Annotated in this window: 16 protein-coding genes; 7 read left to right on the top strand and 9 right to left on the bottom strand. The window is 70.3% G+C overall.

Annotation, left to right across the window (positions count from 1 at the left end; genetic code table 11):
* Nucleotides 1-364 precede the first annotated feature (364 nt).
* Together HMPREF2883_RS01050 and HMPREF2883_RS01045 are read left to right on the top strand one after the other, a co-directional pair.
* Complete coding sequence (locus HMPREF2883_RS01050) at nucleotides 365-1,777, top strand: DUF418 domain-containing protein (RefSeq protein WP_070658369.1); 1,413 nt, start codon at nucleotides 365-367, stop codon at nucleotides 1,775-1,777.
* 414 nt (nucleotides 1,778-2,191) lie between these two features.
* Entirely contained in the window at nucleotides 2,192-2,647 is a 456-nt protein-coding gene (locus HMPREF2883_RS01045; RefSeq protein WP_070658367.1) for a hypothetical protein, read from the top strand.
* A 514-nt stretch (nucleotides 2,648-3,161) separates the two neighbouring features.
* Here HMPREF2883_RS01045 and HMPREF2883_RS01040 read toward each other — a convergent pair.
* Entirely contained in the window at nucleotides 3,162-4,340 is a 1,179-nt protein-coding gene (locus tag HMPREF2883_RS01040; protein ID WP_070658365.1) for a sensor histidine kinase, read from the bottom strand.
* A 113-nt stretch (nucleotides 4,341-4,453) separates the two neighbouring features.
* Entirely contained in the window at nucleotides 4,454-5,113 is a 660-nt protein-coding gene (locus HMPREF2883_RS01035) for a response regulator transcription factor (RefSeq protein ID WP_070658363.1), read from the bottom strand.
* A 176-nt stretch (nucleotides 5,114-5,289) separates the two neighbouring features.
* Here HMPREF2883_RS01035 and HMPREF2883_RS01030 point away from each other — a divergent pair, with 176 nt between their 5' ends.
* The 4 genes from HMPREF2883_RS01030 (at nucleotide 5,290) to HMPREF2883_RS01015 (ending at nucleotide 8,975) form a co-directional block, all read left to right on the top strand.
* Nucleotides 5,290-5,757, top strand: coding sequence for a hypothetical protein (locus HMPREF2883_RS01030; RefSeq protein WP_070658361.1), 468 nt, complete (start codon nucleotides 5,290-5,292; stop codon nucleotides 5,755-5,757).
* An 83-nt stretch (nucleotides 5,758-5,840) separates the two neighbouring features.
* Nucleotides 5,841-7,037: a peptidoglycan-binding protein gene (locus HMPREF2883_RS01025; protein WP_070658358.1), complete on the top strand. Its 1,197-nt coding sequence runs from the start codon at nucleotides 5,841-5,843 to the stop codon at nucleotides 7,035-7,037.
* Nucleotides 7,034-7,747 (top strand): ABC transporter ATP-binding protein, encoded by a 714-nt coding sequence (locus HMPREF2883_RS01020; protein ID WP_070658356.1) that lies wholly within the window; start codon nucleotides 7,034-7,036, stop codon nucleotides 7,745-7,747. The genes HMPREF2883_RS01025 and HMPREF2883_RS01020 overlap by 4 nt, the downstream gene beginning before the upstream one ends.
* Nucleotides 7,722-8,975, top strand: coding sequence for an ABC transporter permease (locus HMPREF2883_RS01015; RefSeq protein ID WP_081384548.1), 1,254 nt, complete (start codon nucleotides 7,722-7,724; stop codon nucleotides 8,973-8,975). The genes HMPREF2883_RS01020 and HMPREF2883_RS01015 overlap by 26 nt, the downstream gene beginning before the upstream one ends.
* Before the next feature lie 221 nt (nucleotides 8,976-9,196).
* Here the strand turns inward: HMPREF2883_RS01015 and HMPREF2883_RS01010 are convergent, their stop codons facing one another.
* From HMPREF2883_RS01010 to HMPREF2883_RS00995, 4 genes are all read right to left on the bottom strand, one after another.
* Entirely contained in the window at nucleotides 9,197-9,379 is a 183-nt protein-coding gene (locus HMPREF2883_RS01010) for an Rv0909 family putative TA system antitoxin (protein WP_009407609.1), read from the bottom strand.
* 192 nt (nucleotides 9,380-9,571) lie between these two features.
* Complete coding sequence (locus tag HMPREF2883_RS01005) at nucleotides 9,572-10,045, bottom strand: MmcQ/YjbR family DNA-binding protein (RefSeq protein ID WP_070658354.1); 474 nt, start codon at nucleotides 10,043-10,045, stop codon at nucleotides 9,572-9,574.
* 196 nt (nucleotides 10,046-10,241) lie between these two features.
* On the bottom strand, nucleotides 10,242-11,021 hold the full coding sequence (locus tag HMPREF2883_RS01000) for a hypothetical protein (RefSeq protein ID WP_070658353.1): 780 nt from the start codon (nucleotides 11,019-11,021) through the stop codon (nucleotides 10,242-10,244).
* A gap of 132 nt (nucleotides 11,022-11,153) precedes the next feature.
* On the bottom strand, nucleotides 11,154-11,834 hold the full coding sequence (locus HMPREF2883_RS00995) for a hypothetical protein (RefSeq protein ID WP_070658351.1): 681 nt from the start codon (nucleotides 11,832-11,834) through the stop codon (nucleotides 11,154-11,156).
* 245 nt (nucleotides 11,835-12,079) lie between these two features.
* Between HMPREF2883_RS00995 and clpB the strand changes: the two genes are divergently transcribed.
* Nucleotides 12,080-14,761, top strand: coding sequence for an ATP-dependent chaperone ClpB (gene clpB, locus HMPREF2883_RS00990; protein ID WP_070658349.1), 2,682 nt, complete (start codon nucleotides 12,080-12,082; stop codon nucleotides 14,759-14,761).
* 156 nt (nucleotides 14,762-14,917) lie between these two features.
* On the opposite strand, the gene HMPREF2883_RS00985 is transcribed toward clpB, so the two are convergent.
* The 3 genes from HMPREF2883_RS00985 to HMPREF2883_RS00975 all read right to left on the bottom strand — a co-directional run bounded on the left by HMPREF2883_RS00985 (nucleotide 14,918) and on the right by HMPREF2883_RS00975 (nucleotide 17,251).
* Nucleotides 14,918-15,949 (bottom strand): DUF3152 domain-containing protein, encoded by a 1,032-nt coding sequence (locus HMPREF2883_RS00985; RefSeq protein ID WP_070658347.1) that lies wholly within the window; start codon nucleotides 15,947-15,949, stop codon nucleotides 14,918-14,920.
* 85 nt (nucleotides 15,950-16,034) lie between these two features.
* Nucleotides 16,035-16,664, bottom strand: coding sequence for an RES family NAD+ phosphorylase (locus tag HMPREF2883_RS00980; protein WP_075370966.1), 630 nt, complete (start codon nucleotides 16,662-16,664; stop codon nucleotides 16,035-16,037).
* On the bottom strand, nucleotides 16,661-17,251 hold the full coding sequence (locus HMPREF2883_RS00975) for a hypothetical protein (RefSeq protein WP_070658452.1): 591 nt from the start codon (nucleotides 17,249-17,251) through the stop codon (nucleotides 16,661-16,663). Before HMPREF2883_RS00975 ends, HMPREF2883_RS00980 begins: the two co-directional genes overlap by 4 nt.
* Nucleotides 17,252-17,652 lie beyond the last annotated feature (401 nt).

Here is a 17,652-nt window from a genome sequence, read left to right as displayed (position 1 = left end):
TGCTGCGCACCGCCGTCGCCCGCAGCGAGCGCAGGAGGACGCCGGCGCCCCCGCCCGCCGTCTGGCCCGGGATGCAGCCGGGGCCGTGGCCAATGATGCAGATGGGAGTCCAGCCGGGAGCGCCGGTGCCGATGCAGCCGGGCATGCCGCCAGCGGCTCAGCCGGGAGTCCAGCCGGAGGCACCGGTCCAACCGGGCATGCCGCCTGCGCCCCGGCCGGGAGCTCAGCCTGCCCCCTGAGCCGGCCCCGCCCCGGGGCCGTCCGCCGGAAGAATGGCTGGGCACCAGGCTCCTCCTTTCGGTGGAGACGATCTCGGCGCTTAAGGCGGACGTCGCGGAACCACTGGTTTTCATACGGTCGAGTCATGAACACGACGACTTCCTCCGCGACCTCATTCAACGGTTCCCGCGGCCTGCGATACCCCGCCCCCGACGTGGCTCGCGGCTTCATGCTGCTGCTCATCGCCCTGGCCAATGTGGGGTTCTGGGTGGCAGGCCCCAAGGGCCGTGCGCTATCGACCGTCGACAGGACCTGGGCCTTCATGCGCGCCCTGTTCATCGACCAACGCGCCTACCCGCTGTTCGCACTGCTCTTCGGCTTCGGGCTGGCCACCATGGTCAACCGTCGCATGGCATCGGGCATCGACGTCTACTGCCGGCAGCTGACCGGCGGGCTGCGGGCGCCGTCGGCGGCTGAGCTCGACCAGGCCCGGGAGCAGGCCACCATCGACGCCCGCCGCCTCGTGCGGCGCCGCGGCCTGTGGATGGTCCTGTTCGGGCTCCTCCACGGCGCCTTCTTCCCCTCGGAGATCATCGGCACCTACGGCATCGTCGCCGTCGTCTTCGCCGGGTGGTTCGCCCACAAGCACCACAAGCGCCAGCTGGCGGTGTGCGCCCTGGTCATTCTGTCCCAGATCGTGCCGGTGGTCCTGGCCATGCTCTTCGGTCCCGGCGGTGAGGCGGCCGCCGCCGGGGCGGGGCCCGCTGCCCCGGCGGCTGCGGCAGCCACCGGCGCAGGTGAGTCCGTGGCGTCAGCGCTGCCCTGGTTCGTGACCAACGTGAATGACTGGTTCTTCACCGCCCTGGGTGCGGCCTTCACCACGATGATTCTTCCCGCAGCCTTCCTGGGTGCCCGCCTGGCCGACACCGACCTCATCTCCCACCCCGAGCGCCACCGCGGTCTGCTGACGGTGGCCGGGATCGGCGGCCTGGCCCTGGGGGCGCTCGGCGCGCTTCACGAGCTCCTGGCCCCGCTCGCCAGTGCTCAGGCCTGGGCGGCCGACTCCGCCTTGATCATGGTCCTGGGCCTGGCCGGGGGCTGCGGCTGGCTCGCCGTCCTGACCCTCTACGCCGGCGGGCCGACGGCGGACAACCGGCTGACCGGCCTCAAGTGGCTGCTGTCCAACGTGGGGCGCCGCTCCATGACCGCCTACCTGTCCCAGACGGTCATGTTCGCCAGCATCTTCGTCATCGCGCCGCGGCTGACCGGGAGGCCCCTGGAGCTGGGGTTGGCGGCATCCGCCGCGGTGGCGGTGATGGTGTGGCTGACGACCGTGGTCCTGTGCGCGGTGCTTGAACGGCTCGGCATGCCCGGTCCCTTCGAGGTCCTGCTGCGCACCGCCGTCGCCCGCAGCGAGCGCAGCCGTACGAACCCGTTTCCCCAGCAGGTCCCCGATCAGCGCACGGACCAGCTCCTCGGCCAGCCGATGAGCGCCCCGGCGTCGCCCGCCCTGTGGCACGCGCGGGTCCCCGTCACCCCGGTTCCTGCGGGAGCCTGAGAGCGGGGCGGGTGCCCGACGCCATCGAGAGTGGGCTGAGCCCTGGTTCTCCCGGGAGGACCAGGGCTCAGCCCATCCTCCCGGGAGGAGAGGATTGGCCCGTCACGATGGCTCTGCCGGTGGGCGCCTCCAGCATCTACGGCCTGGCGCGTTGAGACACCGAGGCACGGGTGGGTTCCTCAAGCGATGGGGAGGACTTCCCCCGCGGGCCGGCGGGTGCGTGCCACCACATCCTTCAGGGATTCTGTATGGTGGGGTGGCCCGATGACCGCCGTGATGGCGTGTCAGTGCACCATGTCCTGAGGACTGTGAGTCGCCTCGCAGAATGCGAGGGTTGACCTGATCGTTTCACAGGGCATCGTTGACACGGTAGCCTGCCTGCGTCCCCAACTCTGAAGGAAGCGAACAGCCCTCATGACTCAGCCCCCCAACCCCGGTCAGCCCTTCTACCAGCAGCAGCCCTCGGCCCCGTCGGCTCCGGTCCCGGGGCAGCCCTACCCGCCCCAGCAGCAGTTCCAGGGCGCTCCCGGCGCCCCTGCCGCTCCCGGCGCCCCCGGCCAGCCCTTCGCGCAGGCTCCGGCGGGGGACAGCTTCATGGGCAACCTCTTCGACACCGCCAAGCCCTTCGCCGAGAAGTTCGGCAAGGTGGTCTTCTACATCGCCGCCATCGCCCTGGTCGTGAGCTGGCTCTACTCGGCTTACAAGGCCGGCGACCTCACCGGTGGCCACGACATCCAGCTGGAGGGCGGGAACTTCAACTTCGGCAGGTTCCTGCTGAGCCTGCTCTTCGACGCCCCCTGGGTCGTCGCTGAGATCGGCCTCATCCGCCTCTTCATCGAGCTGGTCATCAACTCCGGCAAGAAGAACTAGTCGCTGCCCGGCGGAGTCTCGTCTCCGCCGCAGCCAGCTGCTCGACCCTGACGGTCGCCGGCCCGCGTGGCCGGCGACCGTCAGTCGTTGGGGTCGGCTGTACGGACACCGGGTTGCCTGTGTGGCCGAGTCCGGGGCCATGGCGGCGGAGCCAGACGTTCTCACCTCGGGGCCGGCCTCGCCTTCCTCTTTGGCCCCTTCCGGCTCCCGCGCAGGGGCCGGGAGGGCATGGTTCGACGTCGGCTCCGGCCCGCCTCGTCGCCAGGTTGGCCTACTGCACGAGGGTCGGGGTGCACTGGCCAGGGGTTGTGCGTACTGCACGAACCCCCGACCCCCGTGAAGTACACCCGACCCTCTTCCAGTAGCACCCGACCCTCGTGCATTGCGCACCCATGACACCGGGAACCATGTGGATGGCCGCGTCCGCTCCTCTGCGGGTCAAGTGAGCGACGACGATCAGGTCCGCCCCGCCGTCGGTGTCGTGAGGCGCTTTGACCCCCGAAGCTCTCAGCGGTCACGAGGCGGCAGCATGGTTGGAATCCGCTGCGCTTGAGGCGTTCTCGGCCTGACCCACCGGCAGCTCGAGGACGGCCGTCAGCCCGCCGTCGGGGTTGGCGCTCAGGCGCAGCTCGCCGCCGTGCGCGGTGGCCACGGCCGTGACGATGGCCAGGCCCAGCCCGTGCCCGGAGCCCCGGGTCCGTCCCCGCCCCTCGCCGCGGACGAAGGGCTCGCGCAGGGACTCCACGCTCTCGGCCGCCACCACGGGGCCCTCGTTGCGGATCGTCAGGCGCACGCCGTCGTCCAGACGCGCCATGCCCACCGTGATGCGGCCGCCCTCGATGTTGTAGCGGGCCGCATTGCGCAGCAGGTTGGAGACGCTCTGGCGCAGCAGCACCGGATCCCCGGGGACCCGGGCGGGCAGCAGGTGGGTGGAGACGTGAAGGTGGTGCTCGGCGACCTCTGGAGCGATGAGGCCCAGGGCGTCACGGACCGTGGCCTCCATGTCCACGTCCTCGTGGGCCAGTTTCCCGGACTGGGCGTCAGCCAGGTCCAGCAGGGCGTCGATCGTCTCCCGGTTGGCGCGGTTGGTCTCCAGCACCCGGATCAGTACCCGGCGCAGATCCTCGGCCGAGGCCTGTGGGTCGGACAGGGCGACGTCGATCATTGTCTGCGTGGTGGCCAGGGGAGTGCGCAGCTCGTGGGAGGCATTGGCCGCGAACCGGCGGTGGACGGAGAAGGACCGCTCCAGGGAGGCCAGCATGTTGTCGAAGATGTCCGCCAGATCGTGGATCTCGTCGCGCGGGCCGGACAGGTCCAGCCGCTGACTGAGGTCGCCCGAGGCGGCGCGCTTGGCGGCCGCATTCATCGAGGACAGCGGCTGCAGCATCCGTCCCGCCAGGATCCATCCGACGGTCCCGGAGAGCACCACGAGCAACGCCAGCGCGCCGACGGCCGAGCGCATGATGCTGCTGAGCAGATCGAACAGGTTCGTGTCCACCTTGGCGGCCTCGCCGACCTGCGAGACCGGCACGGCGGCGGTCTCCCCGACCGGGTCGCCGATCTGGATGCTCAGCGTGACGTAGCGCGTGTAGAAGTAGACCAGGGCGATGAGGACCACGCCGGCGGCCGTCACCATCCCGGCGTAGGTCAGGGTCAGACGGGCCCGGATACTCAGGTGCCGGGCGCGACGCATGTGCTCCCGGCGACCCGACCGAGCGTCGTGGGCTTCACGAGCGCCGTGAGGCCCGTTGCCGGCGCCCGGCCGCGCCGCGTCGTCGGCCCGAGTCTGCGCAGCCCCCACCCCACTCATGCGCTGAACCTGTAGCCCGCGCCGGGAACCGTCTGGATCACGCGCGGCTCACCGAGTTTGCGACGCAGGTGGGAGATCGTCACCCGCGTGGAGTTGGTGAAGGGGTCGGCGTTGGCGTCCCAGGCCTTCTCCAGAAGCGTCTCGGCGCTGAGGACCCCGCCCTCGGCCTCCATGAGGACCTGAAGGACCGCGAACTCCTTGGGACTGAGGTGAATGAAGCGCCCATCGCGGTAGACCTCCCGGCGGAAGGGATCCAGGCGCACCCCGTGGGCCTCGAGGACCGGGGTGCGCGCCGGCTGGCTGCGTCGCCCCAGGGCCCGCAGCCGGGCCACCAGCTCAGGGAACTCGAAGGGCTTGGTGAGGTAGTCGTCCGCCCCCAGCTCGAAACCGCCCACGCGCGCGTCCAGCGTCCGGGACGCGGTGAGCATGAGGACCCGCGTGCTGGGGTAGTCGCGCACCACCCGCCGGCAGACCTCGTCGCCGTGGACCACGGGCAGGTCCCGGTCCAGGACGATGATGTCGTAGTCGTTGATCTCCACCTGCTCCAGGGCGCTGGCCCCGTCGCCGACGACGTCAACGGCCATCGCCTCACGCCGCAGCCCTGTGGCGATGGCCTCAGCCAGGTACTCCTCATCCTCCACGACGAGCACGCGCATTGCCCTGCCTCCTTCACTGTGGTGTCTTCGGCCGGTCCCTGAGCGAACCAGCCCCCGTGTTGCCACAACATAAGCGAAATTGTGAATCCCATGGCAACACCGCTCCCGGTTGGCTGTTCCCCGAACGAACGGACGCCACCGCGCCCCGACCCACGTAAGCCGAAAGGACCCCTCCCATGAAGCAGCCCCTCAACACCCGGATCCTCACCCGCGCCGCCGCGGTGCTGACCTGCGCCGTGTGCGCCGTCGGGCTCATGACCGGATGCTCCCAGGGCTCGAAGGCGGACTCGGCCGCCTCCGCCTCCGCCACCAGCGGGGACGACTACCTGCTCAAGATGGCCAAGTGCATGCGCGACAAGGGCATTGACGTCTCCGACCCCGACTCCAACGGCAACGTGCAGTTCCCCGACAACGAGGCCGCTAACAAGGCCGCCCAGGAGTGCGAGCAGACCGTCGGCCCCGCCCCCGGCACCGAGGACCTCGCCAAGCCCGAGACGCAGCAGGACCTGGTCAAGGCCGCCGAGTGCCTGCGTAATGAGGGATACGACGTGCCCGACCCCGAGGCCGGCAAGGGCATCCAGCTCAACGGCGATATCCCCCAGGACGTCATGAGCAAGTGCTTCTCCCAGGTCGGTAGCAAGTGACGCCGCGCCCCTCCGGGCGCCAACAGACCACAGGCTCGCGCGGCCCGGCTGCCGCGCAGACACACACTCAGACAGGCAGACACATGGATCAGACCACCACCTCCACGCAGGCCGACGACGGCTCGACCGGCACCGCGGACAAGCCGGCGGGTATGGCCCACCGCACCCGACGCCGGGCCTTCCTGGCCATGGGGGCCGCCGCGATCCTGGCTACGGGCGCTGGTGCAGGCGCCTTCGCCTCCAGATCGGGCCCCTTCGCGGCCAAGGCCAAGCCGACGACGTCGACCTTCAACGGCGCCACCGACACCATCACCAAGGGGGACCTCCAGGGGCACACCTCCGTGACCGGTACCCTGCGCTACTCCGACTCGCGCAAGTTCAAGTCGGGCTTCGAGGGCGTTCTCATCCAGGTGCCCGACTCCGGGACCGTCCTGACCCAGGGGGACGTCCTCTACCGCACGGGCTCCGGGACCGCCTACCTCATGCGTGGCTCCCTGCCCGCCTGGCGCAACTTCGAGGCCGGCATGGAGGACGGCGAGGACATTCGCCAGCTCGAGACGGCTCTGAGGGACCTGGGGTACTTCGACTACGATCCCGACGACCACTTCAGCTGGGCCACCACCAGCGCCATCATGAAGTGGCAGAAGGACCTCGACCTGCCCCAGACCGGGACCATCCCACTGGGACGGGTAGTCTTCGCCCCCGGGGACCTGCGCGTGGGGAAGGTCGCTGCCCGGGTGGGGGACCGCGTCGCCGCCGACACCGAGCTCTTCGACGTCACCTCCACCACCCAGGTGGTCGACGCCAACATCAAGCTCTCCGACCAGAAGCTCGCCGTCGCCGGCACCGCCGTGACCATCAAGCTGCCCGACGCCAAGACCACTCAAGGGAAGATCACCTCCGTGGGCACCCCCACCGAGAAGTCCTCCGGCTCCGAGTCAGGTTCCGGTTCCGGCTCAGGTTCCGGCTCCGGCTCCAGCGAGTCCAAGGAACGAATCATCCCCATCACCGTCACCCTCACCGACGCCTCGGCGACCACCAACTTCCAGGAGGTCTCCGTCACCGTCGACCTGCCCAGCGAGAAGCGCACGGGTGTCCTGTCGGTGCCGGTCGGGGCCCTGCTGGCCCTGAGCGCCGACCAGTACGGCGTCGAGATCGTCGAGTCCGGCGGCACCACCCGCAAGGTGCCGGTCACCATTGGGCTGTTCGCCGGCGGGCGCGTGGAGATCTCCGGTGAGGGCATCTCCGAGGGACAGCGAGTGGTGGTGCCGCAGACATGAGCCGCATCCTGTCCCTGCGCGACGTGAAGCGCACCTACGGGGAGCCGCCCGTGGCCGCCTGCGCGGGCGTGAGCCTGGAGATCGACTACGGCGAGTTCGTCGCCATCGTCGGCCCCTCCGGCTCGGGCAAGTCCACGCTCCTCAACCTCATCGGCACCCTGGACCGGCCCAGCTCCGGCACCGTCGAGATCGACGGCGTCGACGTCGGCTCCCTGTCCGACGCCAAGCTCTCGGCCCTGCGGGCCAGCCGCATCGGCTTCGTCTTCCAGCAGTTCCACCTGGCCGACGGCGTCAACGCGGTCGACAACGTCGCCGACGGCCTGCTCTACAGCGGGGTCCCCCGCTCCGAGCGGCGCCGACGCGCCCGGGCCGCCCTGGAGCGCGTCGGCCTGGCCCACCGGCTCGACCACCGCCCCCACCAGATGAGCGGCGGCGAGCGCCAGCGCGTGGCCATCGCCCGGGCCGTCGTCGGCGAGCCCCCACTGCTGCTGGCCGACGAGCCCACCGGAAACCTCGACTCCACCTCCGGGGCCTCGATCGTCGAGCTCCTCCACGAGCTCCACGCCCAAGGCACCACGATCATCGTCATCACCCACGACAACGAGCTGGCCGCCCAGCTCCCGAGGCAGATCGCCATCCGCGACGGCCGCATCGTGGGGGACTCAAGCCTGAAGGAGATCGTCCATGACGACGTCTACGCTCCGGCGTGACCGGTCCACGGCCGAGCGGGCCGGCAACGCCCCGGCCCGGCGGCTCCAGCGCTCGCGGCTGCGCCTGGCCGACGTGCTGCGCCTGGGAGGCACCGGTATCAAGGCCCGCCCCACCCGCGCCTTCCTGTCCGCACTGGGGATCGCCATCGGTATCGCCGCCATGATCTCGGTGGTGGGCATCTCGGCCTCCAGCCGCGCCCAGCTCTCCGCCCAGCTCGACTCGCTGGGGACCAACCTGCTGACGGCCACCGCCGGCCAGGACCTGTTCGGCAACTCCTCCTCCCTGCCGCAGGACAGCGTCGGCAAGGTCCGCCTCATCGACAACGTCCAGAGCGCCTCGAGTACCGGGCTGGTCAAGAACTCGCTGGTCTACCGCACTCCGCTCATCGACAAGAACGCCTCCGGCGGCATCACCACCCTGGCCGCGGACAAGTCGCTGCTCGACGTCGTGGCCGGCCAGGTGGACAAGGGCACCTGGCTCAATGAGGCCACCAGCAAGTACCCGGCCACGGTCCTGGGGCAGACGGCGGCCCAGCGCCTCGGCGTCGTCTCGCCGGGAACCAAGGTGTGGATCGGCGGCAACTGGTTCACCGTGGTCGGCATCCTCAAGCCGGTGGTGCTGGCTCCCGAGCTCAACAACGCCGCCCTCATCGGTCAGGGCGTGGCCAGTAACCTGCTGGGGCACGACGCCAAGCCGACGACGGTCTACACGCGCAGTCAGGACGCCGCCGTCCCCACGGTGCGCAAGGTGCTGGCGCCGTCGATCTCACCGCAGGCCCCCAACGAGGTCAAGGTCTCGCGCCCCTCGGACGCGCTGGAGGCCAAGAACGCGGCCGACAAGGCCTTCACCGGCCTGCTGCTGGGCGTGGGCTCGATCGCCCTGCTCGTCGGCGGCATCGGGGTGGCCAACACGATGATCATCTCGGTGCTCGAGCGCCGTCGGGAGATCGGGCTGAGGCGGTCCCTGGGCGCGATGCGCGGACATATCCTCGTGCAGTTCATGACCGAGGCGCTGCTGCTGGCCTCCCTGGGCGGTGCCCTGGGCTGCATCATCGGGATCGGGGTGACTGCCGGGATGTCGGCCGCCAACGGCTGGCCCTTCTCCCTGCCAGTGGTCGCCGTCGCCGGTGGGCTGGGCATCACCATCGCCATCGGCGCCCTGGCCGGCGTGTACCCGGCGGTTCGGGCCTCCCGCACTCCTCCGACCGCCGCGCTCAACGCGCAGTAGGCGAGCGCCGCCGGCCCGAGGGGAGGCCGATGAGACATCCCGGTGGGAGACAACTGGGCCCCGCGGTGGCGGCACCGGACTGTGGCGGCCGGTGCTTGAGAGAAATGGGGAGAGCCCAGTTGGCCGGGATCGCGTGAGGGCCCCGCACTGAACTGTGCGGGGCCCTCACTCCTGCGATCAGAAGACCGCGGTGCCTGGGGTCAAGCAGGCTCTCAGCCGGATCACTCCGTGCCGAGCTTGCCGTCGACGGCGTCGCGGGCGGCGTCGATCTTGTCGTCGTACTTGCCGCCGGTCGCCTTCTTGGCAGCACCGGCTGCGGCGTCCAGCGCCTTGTCGCTGATCGCCTCGGCCTTGTCGGAGCTGAGAGCGTCACCGGCCTTCTTCGCCAGGTCATCAAGTCCCATCTGTGTCTCCTTCCGTCGGGTGGCCAGACGTCGGATGACGACGGCCTCGCCTGAATAGTGCCAGGTTTGCGCACCTGCGTCATCTAAGGGCGGCTCGGCCGCAGGCCTGAGGGAGGGGATTGTGCCGGAGGTGCCGTGTGGGAGGGGGACGTTGCGCGCGGCCGGCCTCCGGACTGCTGTGGGGACGGCGCCTCACCACTGCCAGGTGGGGCGGGTGGGGGAGCCTGCGGCGTCGGCCAGGAGGACGGCCTCACGCACACGGCGGGTCAGGAGGGACAGGACGAGCCGGTAGGAGTCCTCGACCATGCCGGCGGCCTCGTCCGCCCGGTAGTCGGGGCTGGTGAGGTCGATGCTCACCCAGTGCCGCTTGGACTGGTGGAAGCCCGGTTCCACCCACTCGAAGGCGGCCCGCACGGCGACGACGTCCTCGGGGTCGAGCTTGACATTGGCCAGGAGGCGGCCGTCGGTGTGGGGGATGAGCAGCAGGAAAAGACGGGGGCCCACCGAGGCGACGGGGATGTCCCACTCGGGCTTGTGCCCCGCCCAGGTGCCGGGCAGCGTGGCCGCCTTGGCCAGGAGCTCGTCGCGGCGGGCGGTCACGGTGGCCTCGTCGACGCGCGTGGAGAGCCCGTCGGGGCGAGGACTGCGGTGGAGCGGTGCGGTCATCGACGTCGAGCCTACGGTCTCCCCCTCGGCCGGGGACACCCTGCGCGCCCAGGTGCAAACCACTCCGGGCGGGGACACCCTGCGCGCCTGGGGACAGGATTGCTGTCCCCGACGGCGTCGAATGCCCCCGGCTGGGAGGGATAGTCCCCGACGGCGTGGAGTGTCCCCGCCCGGAGCGGACCGCGCCCGACTGTGCTCAGTGGATCGTGTCGAGGATCGTGTTGCTGATCTGCTTCGCCTCTTCCGCAGAGCCGGCGGACACGTAGATCGACGCGTAGTCGCTGGGACCGCCCGAGGACTTCGAGGTCGGAACCATGATGAGGGTCCCATAAGCCTTGTTGCCGGCCACTTCCAGCGTGTAAGCCGCCACCGCGGCTTCTCCTGTCGCGGTCTGCTTGGTGGAGTACTCCGTGAGGGTTGCGCTCTGCCGGGTGAGGAGTGACGTGACCTCATTCTCGGGAGGGGTGGAGTTCAGAGGCAGGGTCTGAGAGGCCATGTTGACGTTGTTGTAGAACCCGGTGGCGCCGGCTTCCTTGGCGCGGTAGACGATGTCGAACGCGACGTTCTGCTGGTCGAGCCTGGCGGCGTCGATGCCCATTGACTGGGCGACCTTCTCCTTCTCCGCGGAGTCGAGGTTCTTGAGGTCCTGCCAGTCCTTCGGGACGGCGAAGGTGAGGCTGACGCTGGTGCCGGAGACTTCCTGGCTGTCGGCGGGGATCGGCTTCGCCGACGCGTCGGACTGACTGGACGAGGTGCTGCTGGCGGAGGCCTTGTCGCCGGCCTTGTCGGTCTTGTCCGCCTTGGCGTCCTTCTTGCTGTCCTTGGTGTCGGCCTTGTCCGATGCTGACGAGCTGTCGGAGGCGGCTGACCTGGAGGAGCTGGAGCCCCCAGTGCTCTGAGAGCAGGCGGTCAGAACGGGGGTGGCGGTCAGGGCGAGGCCGGCCAGTAGCATTGCGGCGGTGCGTACGGATTTCATGATGCTCCAGTGTGTGAGTGCGAGTGGGATAGTTATTGCTGAGAATACTCGATGAGGATGATTCCCCATCGTGGACTGAAGGCGGGGCTCGCGGTGGCCGGGCTGTGACAGGCTCACCGTCGCCCCTGCCCGTCAGCGGGCCGTCGTGAGGATGGTGGACACGATGGTGTTGACCTCCTGCTCGTTGCCGGCCGTCACGGCGATGCGCACGTAGGTGCCCGACGACGTCGGAACGGCCACGACTGCGCCGGCCGTCTGGGCGCCCTGAACCTGCGCGGTCGAGGTGTCGACAGCGGCCTGCCCGTAGGTGGACTGCTTGGTGGAGTAGCCCGTCGGCGTGCCTCCCTGCCGGGTGATGGTCTCATCCAGGCTCTCCTGGGACGGGGGTGTGGAGGAGGTCTCGGCCTCCTTGGCGACCGCGACGCTGTTGAAGGAGATGCCGCCGCTCTGTGAGAACCGGCCGTAGAAGGCGTCGGTGCTGCTCAGGCGCTGGGTGAGGGTGGAGGGATCCACCCCCTGAGCCCGGGCGAGCAGCGCCTTCTGGGCCTCGGGAAGGGCATTGAGGTCCTGCCAGTCCTCGGGAATCGCGAAGGTGAGGCCGGATGTCGGTGCGGTGACCGCCTGGTGGCCCGCCGGGATGGAGGGGGTGGCGCTGCCGGAGGCGCTCGTGCCGCCCCCGCTCGACGAGGTTGCCGCGGCCATGGGTGCCGAACCGGTCGCTGTGGCCGAGCCCGCCGACGAGGAGCTGGTCTGCGAGCAGCCCGCCAGGATGAGGATGGTGGCCAGAGCCAGGGTGGCGCGCGTGGTTCTCATGATGTCTCCGGGGTGAGGACGTGATCGTGATGTGACCATAGCGGCGGCGTCGAACAGCGGTGTTTCAGGCGGTTGGTTGGCATGTCGCGGGTGGGCGCGATGACCGACGGGATTCCAGCGACAACGGCCCGCGGAGTAGCCCACGTCACTGCCGGTCCTGGAAGTTGAGTGGAATAGACTCAACTCTGTGAAGGTTGTGGTGACCAGAAGACACAAGACGTCACCACCTCGTGAAGGAGATCCGCATGGACACCAACTACACCACCAAGTCGCAGGAGGCGATCTCCGGCGCGATGCAGGCCGCCGCCGCGGCCGGCAACCCTCAGATCGAGCCCGCGCACCTGCTCATCGAGCTCCTCTCCCAGCCCGACGGCGTCGCCGCCGGACTTCTGGCCGCCGTCTGCCCTGACACAGCGGCCCGCCAGGCCGTCGGCGCCTCCGCGCGCCGCATCCTCACCCAGCTGCCCGCCTCCTCGGGCTCCTCCATGACCCAGCCCCAGCCCTCACGCTCCCTGCTGGCCGCCCTGGATGCCGCCTCGACGGTCGCCAAGGAGCTGTCCGACGAGTACATCTCCACCGAGCACCTGCTCATCGGCCTGGCCAAGGGCGACACCTCCGGCTCCGCCCCCACCGTGGCCCGCATCCTGGCCGACGCCGGCGCCACCCCGGACGCCCTTGTCAAGGCCCTGCCCCAGGTCCGCGGCTCCTCCCGCGTCACCTCCGCCAACCCCGAGGGCACCTACAAGACCCTCGAGAAGTACGGCACCGACCTCACCGAGGCCGCCCGGGAGGGCCGCCTCGACCCAGTCATCGGCCGCGACGCCGAGATCCGCCGCGTCGTGCAGGTCCTGTCCCGGCGCACCAAGAACAACCCCGTCCTCATCGGTGAGCCGGGCGTCGGCAAGACCGCCGTCGTCGAGGGCCTGGCCCAGCGCATCGTCGCCGGCGACGTCCCCGAGTCCCTGCGCGGCAAGCGCCTCATCGCCCTGGACCTGTCCGGGATGGTGGCCGGCGCCAAGTACCGCGGTGAGTTCGAGGAGCGCCTCAAGGCCGTCCTCAAGGAGATCAAGGACTCCGACGGCGAGGTCATCACCTTCATCGACGAGCTGCACACCGTCGTCGGCGCCGGCGGCGGCTCCGAGGGCGCCATGGACGCCGGCAACATGCTCAAGCCCATGCTGGCCCGCGGCGAGCTGCGTATGGTCGGCGCCACCACCCTGGACGAGTACCGGGAGAACATCGAGAAGGACCCCGCCCTGGAGCGCCGCTTCCAGCAGGTCTTCGTCGGTGAGCCCAGCGTCGAGGATACCGTCGCCATCCTGCGCGGCATCGCCCCCAAGTACGAGGCCCACCACCAGGTGACCATCTCCGACGGCGCCCTCGTGGCGGCCGCGACCCTCTCCGACCGCTACATCACCGGCCGCCAGCTGCCCGACAAGGCCATTGACCTGGTCGACGAGGCCGCCTCCCGGCTGCGCATGGAGCTTGACTCCAGCCCCGTCGAGATCGACGAGCTGCGCCGTCGCGTGGATCGCATGCGCATGGAGGAGGCCTACCTGGACGAGTCCATCGAGGACGTCTCCACGGCCGACCCCGCCGACGTCGAGCGCCTCGAGCGCCTGCGCGCCGAGCTGGCCGACGCCTCCGAGGAGCTGGCCTCGCTCAACGCCCGCTGGGAGGCCGAGAAGGCCGGCCACAACAAGGTCGGTGAGCTGCGCGCCGCCCTGGACGAGATGCGCACCCGCGCCGACCTGGCCGAGCGCGAGGGGAACTTCGAGGAGGCCGGTCGCCTGCGCTACGGCGACATGCCCGCCCTGGAGCGCCAGATCCGCGAGGCCGAGGCCGCCGACGACGCTGCAGAGCAGGCCGCCGGTGAGCCGATGATCGCCGAGAAGGTCGGCGCCCCCGAGATCGCCGAGGTCGTGGGGGCCTGGACCGGCATTCCCGTGGGCAAGCTCCTCCAGGGTGAGACCGAGAAGCTCCTGACCATGGAGGACGTCATTGGCGAGCGCCTCATCGGGCAGAAGGCCGCCGTGGCCGCCGTCGCCGACGCGGTGCGCCGCTCGCGGGCCGGCATCTCCGACCCCGACCGCCCCACCGGCTCCTTCCTCTTCCTGGGCCCCACGGGCGTGGGCAAGACCGAGCTGGCCAAGGCCCTGGCCGAGTTCCTCTTCGACGACGAGCGCGCCATCGTGCGCATCGACATGTCCGAGTACTCCGAGAAGCACTCCGTGGCGCGCCTCGTGGGTGCCCCTCCCGGGTACGTCGGCTACGAGGAGGGCGGCCAGCTCACCGAGGCTGTGCGGCGTCGGCCCTACTCCGTGGTCCTGCTTGACGAGGTCGAGAAGGCCCACCCCGAGGTCTTCGACATCCTCCTGCAGGTGCTCGACGACGGCCGCCTCACCGACGGCCAGGGGCGCACGGTCGACTTCCGCAACGTCATCCTCGTGCTCACCTCGAACCTGGGTAGCCAGTTCCTCACCGACCCGCTCACCAGCCCCGAGGAGAAGCGCAACGAGGTCATGAGCGTGGTTCAGGCCTCCTTCAAGCCGGAGTTCCTCAACCGCCTCGACGACATCATCGTCTTCGAGGCCCTCTCCAAGGAGGAGCTGGGTGAGATCGTCGACATCCAGCTGGCCCGCATCGCCAAGCGCCTGACAGGCCGGCGCCTGAGCCTGGAGGTGACCGACGCCGCCCGCAGCTGGCTGGCCGACGAGGGCTACGACCCCGCCTACGGGGCCCGGCCGCTGCGCCGCCTCGTCCAGCGCGAGATCGGCGACCGCCTGGCCCGCATGCTGCTGGCCGGGGAGGTCCTCGACGGCCAGAGGGTCGTCGTCGACAAGGTCGATGGCTCCGACGGGCTCACGCTGCGGGCCGAGGGCGAGGCGCACCTGCCGTCGGCCTCCTCGGCGGCGTCGCCGGCCTGAGCTCGGAACCCGGCTGAGGCGGCCGACTGAAGCTGAGGCCGTGCCGAGGCAGCGACAGGTCAGCGACAGGCGCCAGCGATGAGGGGCGGGCCCGCCTGAGTGGTGGGCCCGCCCCCTCTGTGCTGCCAGCACACGCTGCCGGCGTCGTCGTGGGCCTCAGCCGGGCTGGTTGTCCTGGGTGGGCCAGGCGTTGTACACGCAGCCGCCGGCCAGGTCATGGCTCTGCTGGGCCATGAGCGGGGCCTTGAGACCGGCTCCGGCGCAGAACTCGTGCTCGTGGCCGAGGAAGTGGCCCACCTCGTGGTTGGTGACGTAGGTGCGGTAGGAGTCGACGTCGGGGTAGGTGATGGCGCCCCAGTTCCACCGGTCGGAGTTGATGACCACATTGTCCCCGTTGCGGCAGTTCCACATGCCGCCGGTGTCCAGCGGTGAGCACAGGGCGTCGGCGCTGGGCGGCGTGGCGATGTTGAAGGTGAAGTCTGCGCTCGTGGGGTCGGCGACCGGCTGGAAGGAGGTGTTCTGCGCGGTGGGCCAGCCGCGTTCGTCATTGAGGATGCGCTCCACGATGGGGGCTGCCGTCGCGGCGTCGACATGCGTGCCGCCCTCGACCCGCAGCACGTAGCGGTAGACGGTGGCGGCTGCGGGCTGGGAGACGGGCACGGCCGGCGCGATCGTCCAGGTGCCGTTGCCGACGGCGCCGGAGTGCGCGAAGCCCTCGGAGTCCAGCTGCGGGGGCGGGAGAGCCGAGGCCGACGGCGTCGGTGAGGCGGAGGAAGCGGCCGACGCGGACGGCGAGGGCGCGCGGCTGGCGGAGGCCCGGGCGGAGGACTGGGCCGTGGCCTGCGACGCCGTCGCCGACGGCTTGGGGGAGGAGCCCAGCGGCAGGGCGAAACCGGGGTGGAGTCCCCAGGCTCGCAGGCTGACGACGATCAGGGCCAGTGCTACGACGAAGGTCGTTCCGTAGAGGAGCCGGTTGCGGGAGCGTCGGCGCCGCCGCTCCCGACGGGCGATGGTGAGCGCTCGCCGGCTGGCGGGGTCGGGGACGTCCAGCGGACGGCGCTGCGGGGAGCGCCGGCCCTCGGGACTGCGCCGATGACCGGCGGACGCTCGACGGCCTCCGGATGCCGACGACGAGTCGCGGCCGGTCCGGGAGGGGCGCCGCGGCGGCTGCGGGGGCGAAGGGCGCATACGACCATCGTAGGGGCGCTCACCCAACCGACCCACCGGGAGGCACCCCCGCGCGCCCAAGGTCACACGCGGCGTCGGGTCAGGCTCAGACGATCTTGTAGCCGATGTCGGGGGCGAGCGCCTCCAACAGGGCGTAGAGCGTGGCGTCGGCCAGCGGGGCGGTGTCCCTGGGCAGGGCCGGCAGGCTGTCGCGTGCGGGGGAGAACAGCACCGTCATCTCGCCGCCGTTCATCGTCGAGCGGGCGCGCAGGCCGTCGACGTCGGGCAGCTGCTCCCGGATGGCTCGCGCCCAGGTCCGGCACGTCGAGTGCAGAGCGCTGTCGAGACTGACCGAGGCTCCGTTGCGCAGCGCCCAGGTGCCGGTGAGATCGAGCAGGTGCAGTGGGCGAGTCGCCTCCCAGACCTGTAGAAGAGGCATGTCGCTGAGCGTGTCGATGATGCGGGTGTCGGCGAAGACCTCCGCCACACAGGTGAGCAGGTCGCTGGCGGTGTACAGGACCCCGTGGTCGGGATGCTCCCCCGTCGGCAGCGGGTGCGGATCCCAGCGGCATCGTGGGTGCGGCCCCCAGGTCCGCAGCTCGCCCCACGGTAGGGGGTGAGGGCTGTGTGCGAAGGCGATGCGGGCGAGCTCGGCGTGCTCCACCGTCACGATGTCCTCCGGGCGGGTGTGGAGCGTCGACGGCGGCCGTGGAGGATTCTTCGGACGGGGACTCACCTGTGGTCCGCATCCGAGAGCTGCTGGACGACTGCCGCCGGATCCCCGCCGGCGATCAACCATTGCGTGGGCGTCGCCCCATCGAGCAGCTCGGGGTCCGAGGTCGTCATCCGTGCCTCGATGGTGGCCGGAGTCAGCTCCTCCCGCAGGGCGGGCACCACCGTCGCCAGCCCGGGGATCGGGTGGCCGTCGTGGAACTGCCACGTGGGGAATCTCAGTGACCGCCCCTCGCGGTAGGCGTAGAGGGTGCGCCCGGCCGCACGGGTGATCGTCGTCGTCGTCCGGCTGAGCAGGCTGGCGACCTGTCGGGTGCTCAGAGAGCGGGCCAGCGTGCAGGCCGCCTGGACGGCCTCGTGCTGAGCGGTGAGCTGCTCGGCATAGGCGCGGTCGGACAGGATGCGCTCCACTGTGCGGGCTGTGGACTTGCTGCGGCCACGAGGGGTGGTTCGATCCAGGAAGTCGGTCATGCCGGCGGACACTGGGCCGACGCCGCCCTGCGACGTGCGGGCCGTGGCCTCGCGCATCGCGTCCGCGAGCTCCTGGTCGCTGAGGTCGAGCTGGTCGAGCAGTCCGGCAAGAACAGTCATGGTGCAAGTGTAATGCATCATACCTGCATGCACATGCGTGCATGATGCGTATCTGTGGTCCCGGGGCGGGCTTACTGCGCGAGGGTGGGGAACCACTGGTCGGGGGTTGTGCGTACTGCACGAGCCCGGCCTGCTGTGCTGTCCCCTCATTTCTAGACGTTTGAGTGTCGTGGCTTCTGAGGCACTCGCTCGGGCGGGAAGCCGGGGCAGGCAGTGGTCCTGGAGGCGAGGGTGGGCCGAAGGGATGGGGCGTGACGGGTGTGGGTGTCCATGGTGCTGACATCAACTCTGCATTGGCGCTGCATGCCGGGGAGGAACCGCAGGATTCCAACGATTTCCGCTGGATGCTTTGGCGGCAGGCTCGTTAATGTCAGCGCTGTGGACACCAAGCCGTGGAACTG

Source organism: Actinomyces sp. HMSC075C01, assembly GCF_001812965.1.
Lineage (GTDB): Bacteria > Actinomycetota > Actinomycetes > Actinomycetales > Actinomycetaceae > Actinomyces > Actinomyces acetigenes.
The sequence above is the reverse complement of the archived record's forward strand: the minus strand, read 5'-3'. Positions and strand labels throughout refer to the sequence as shown.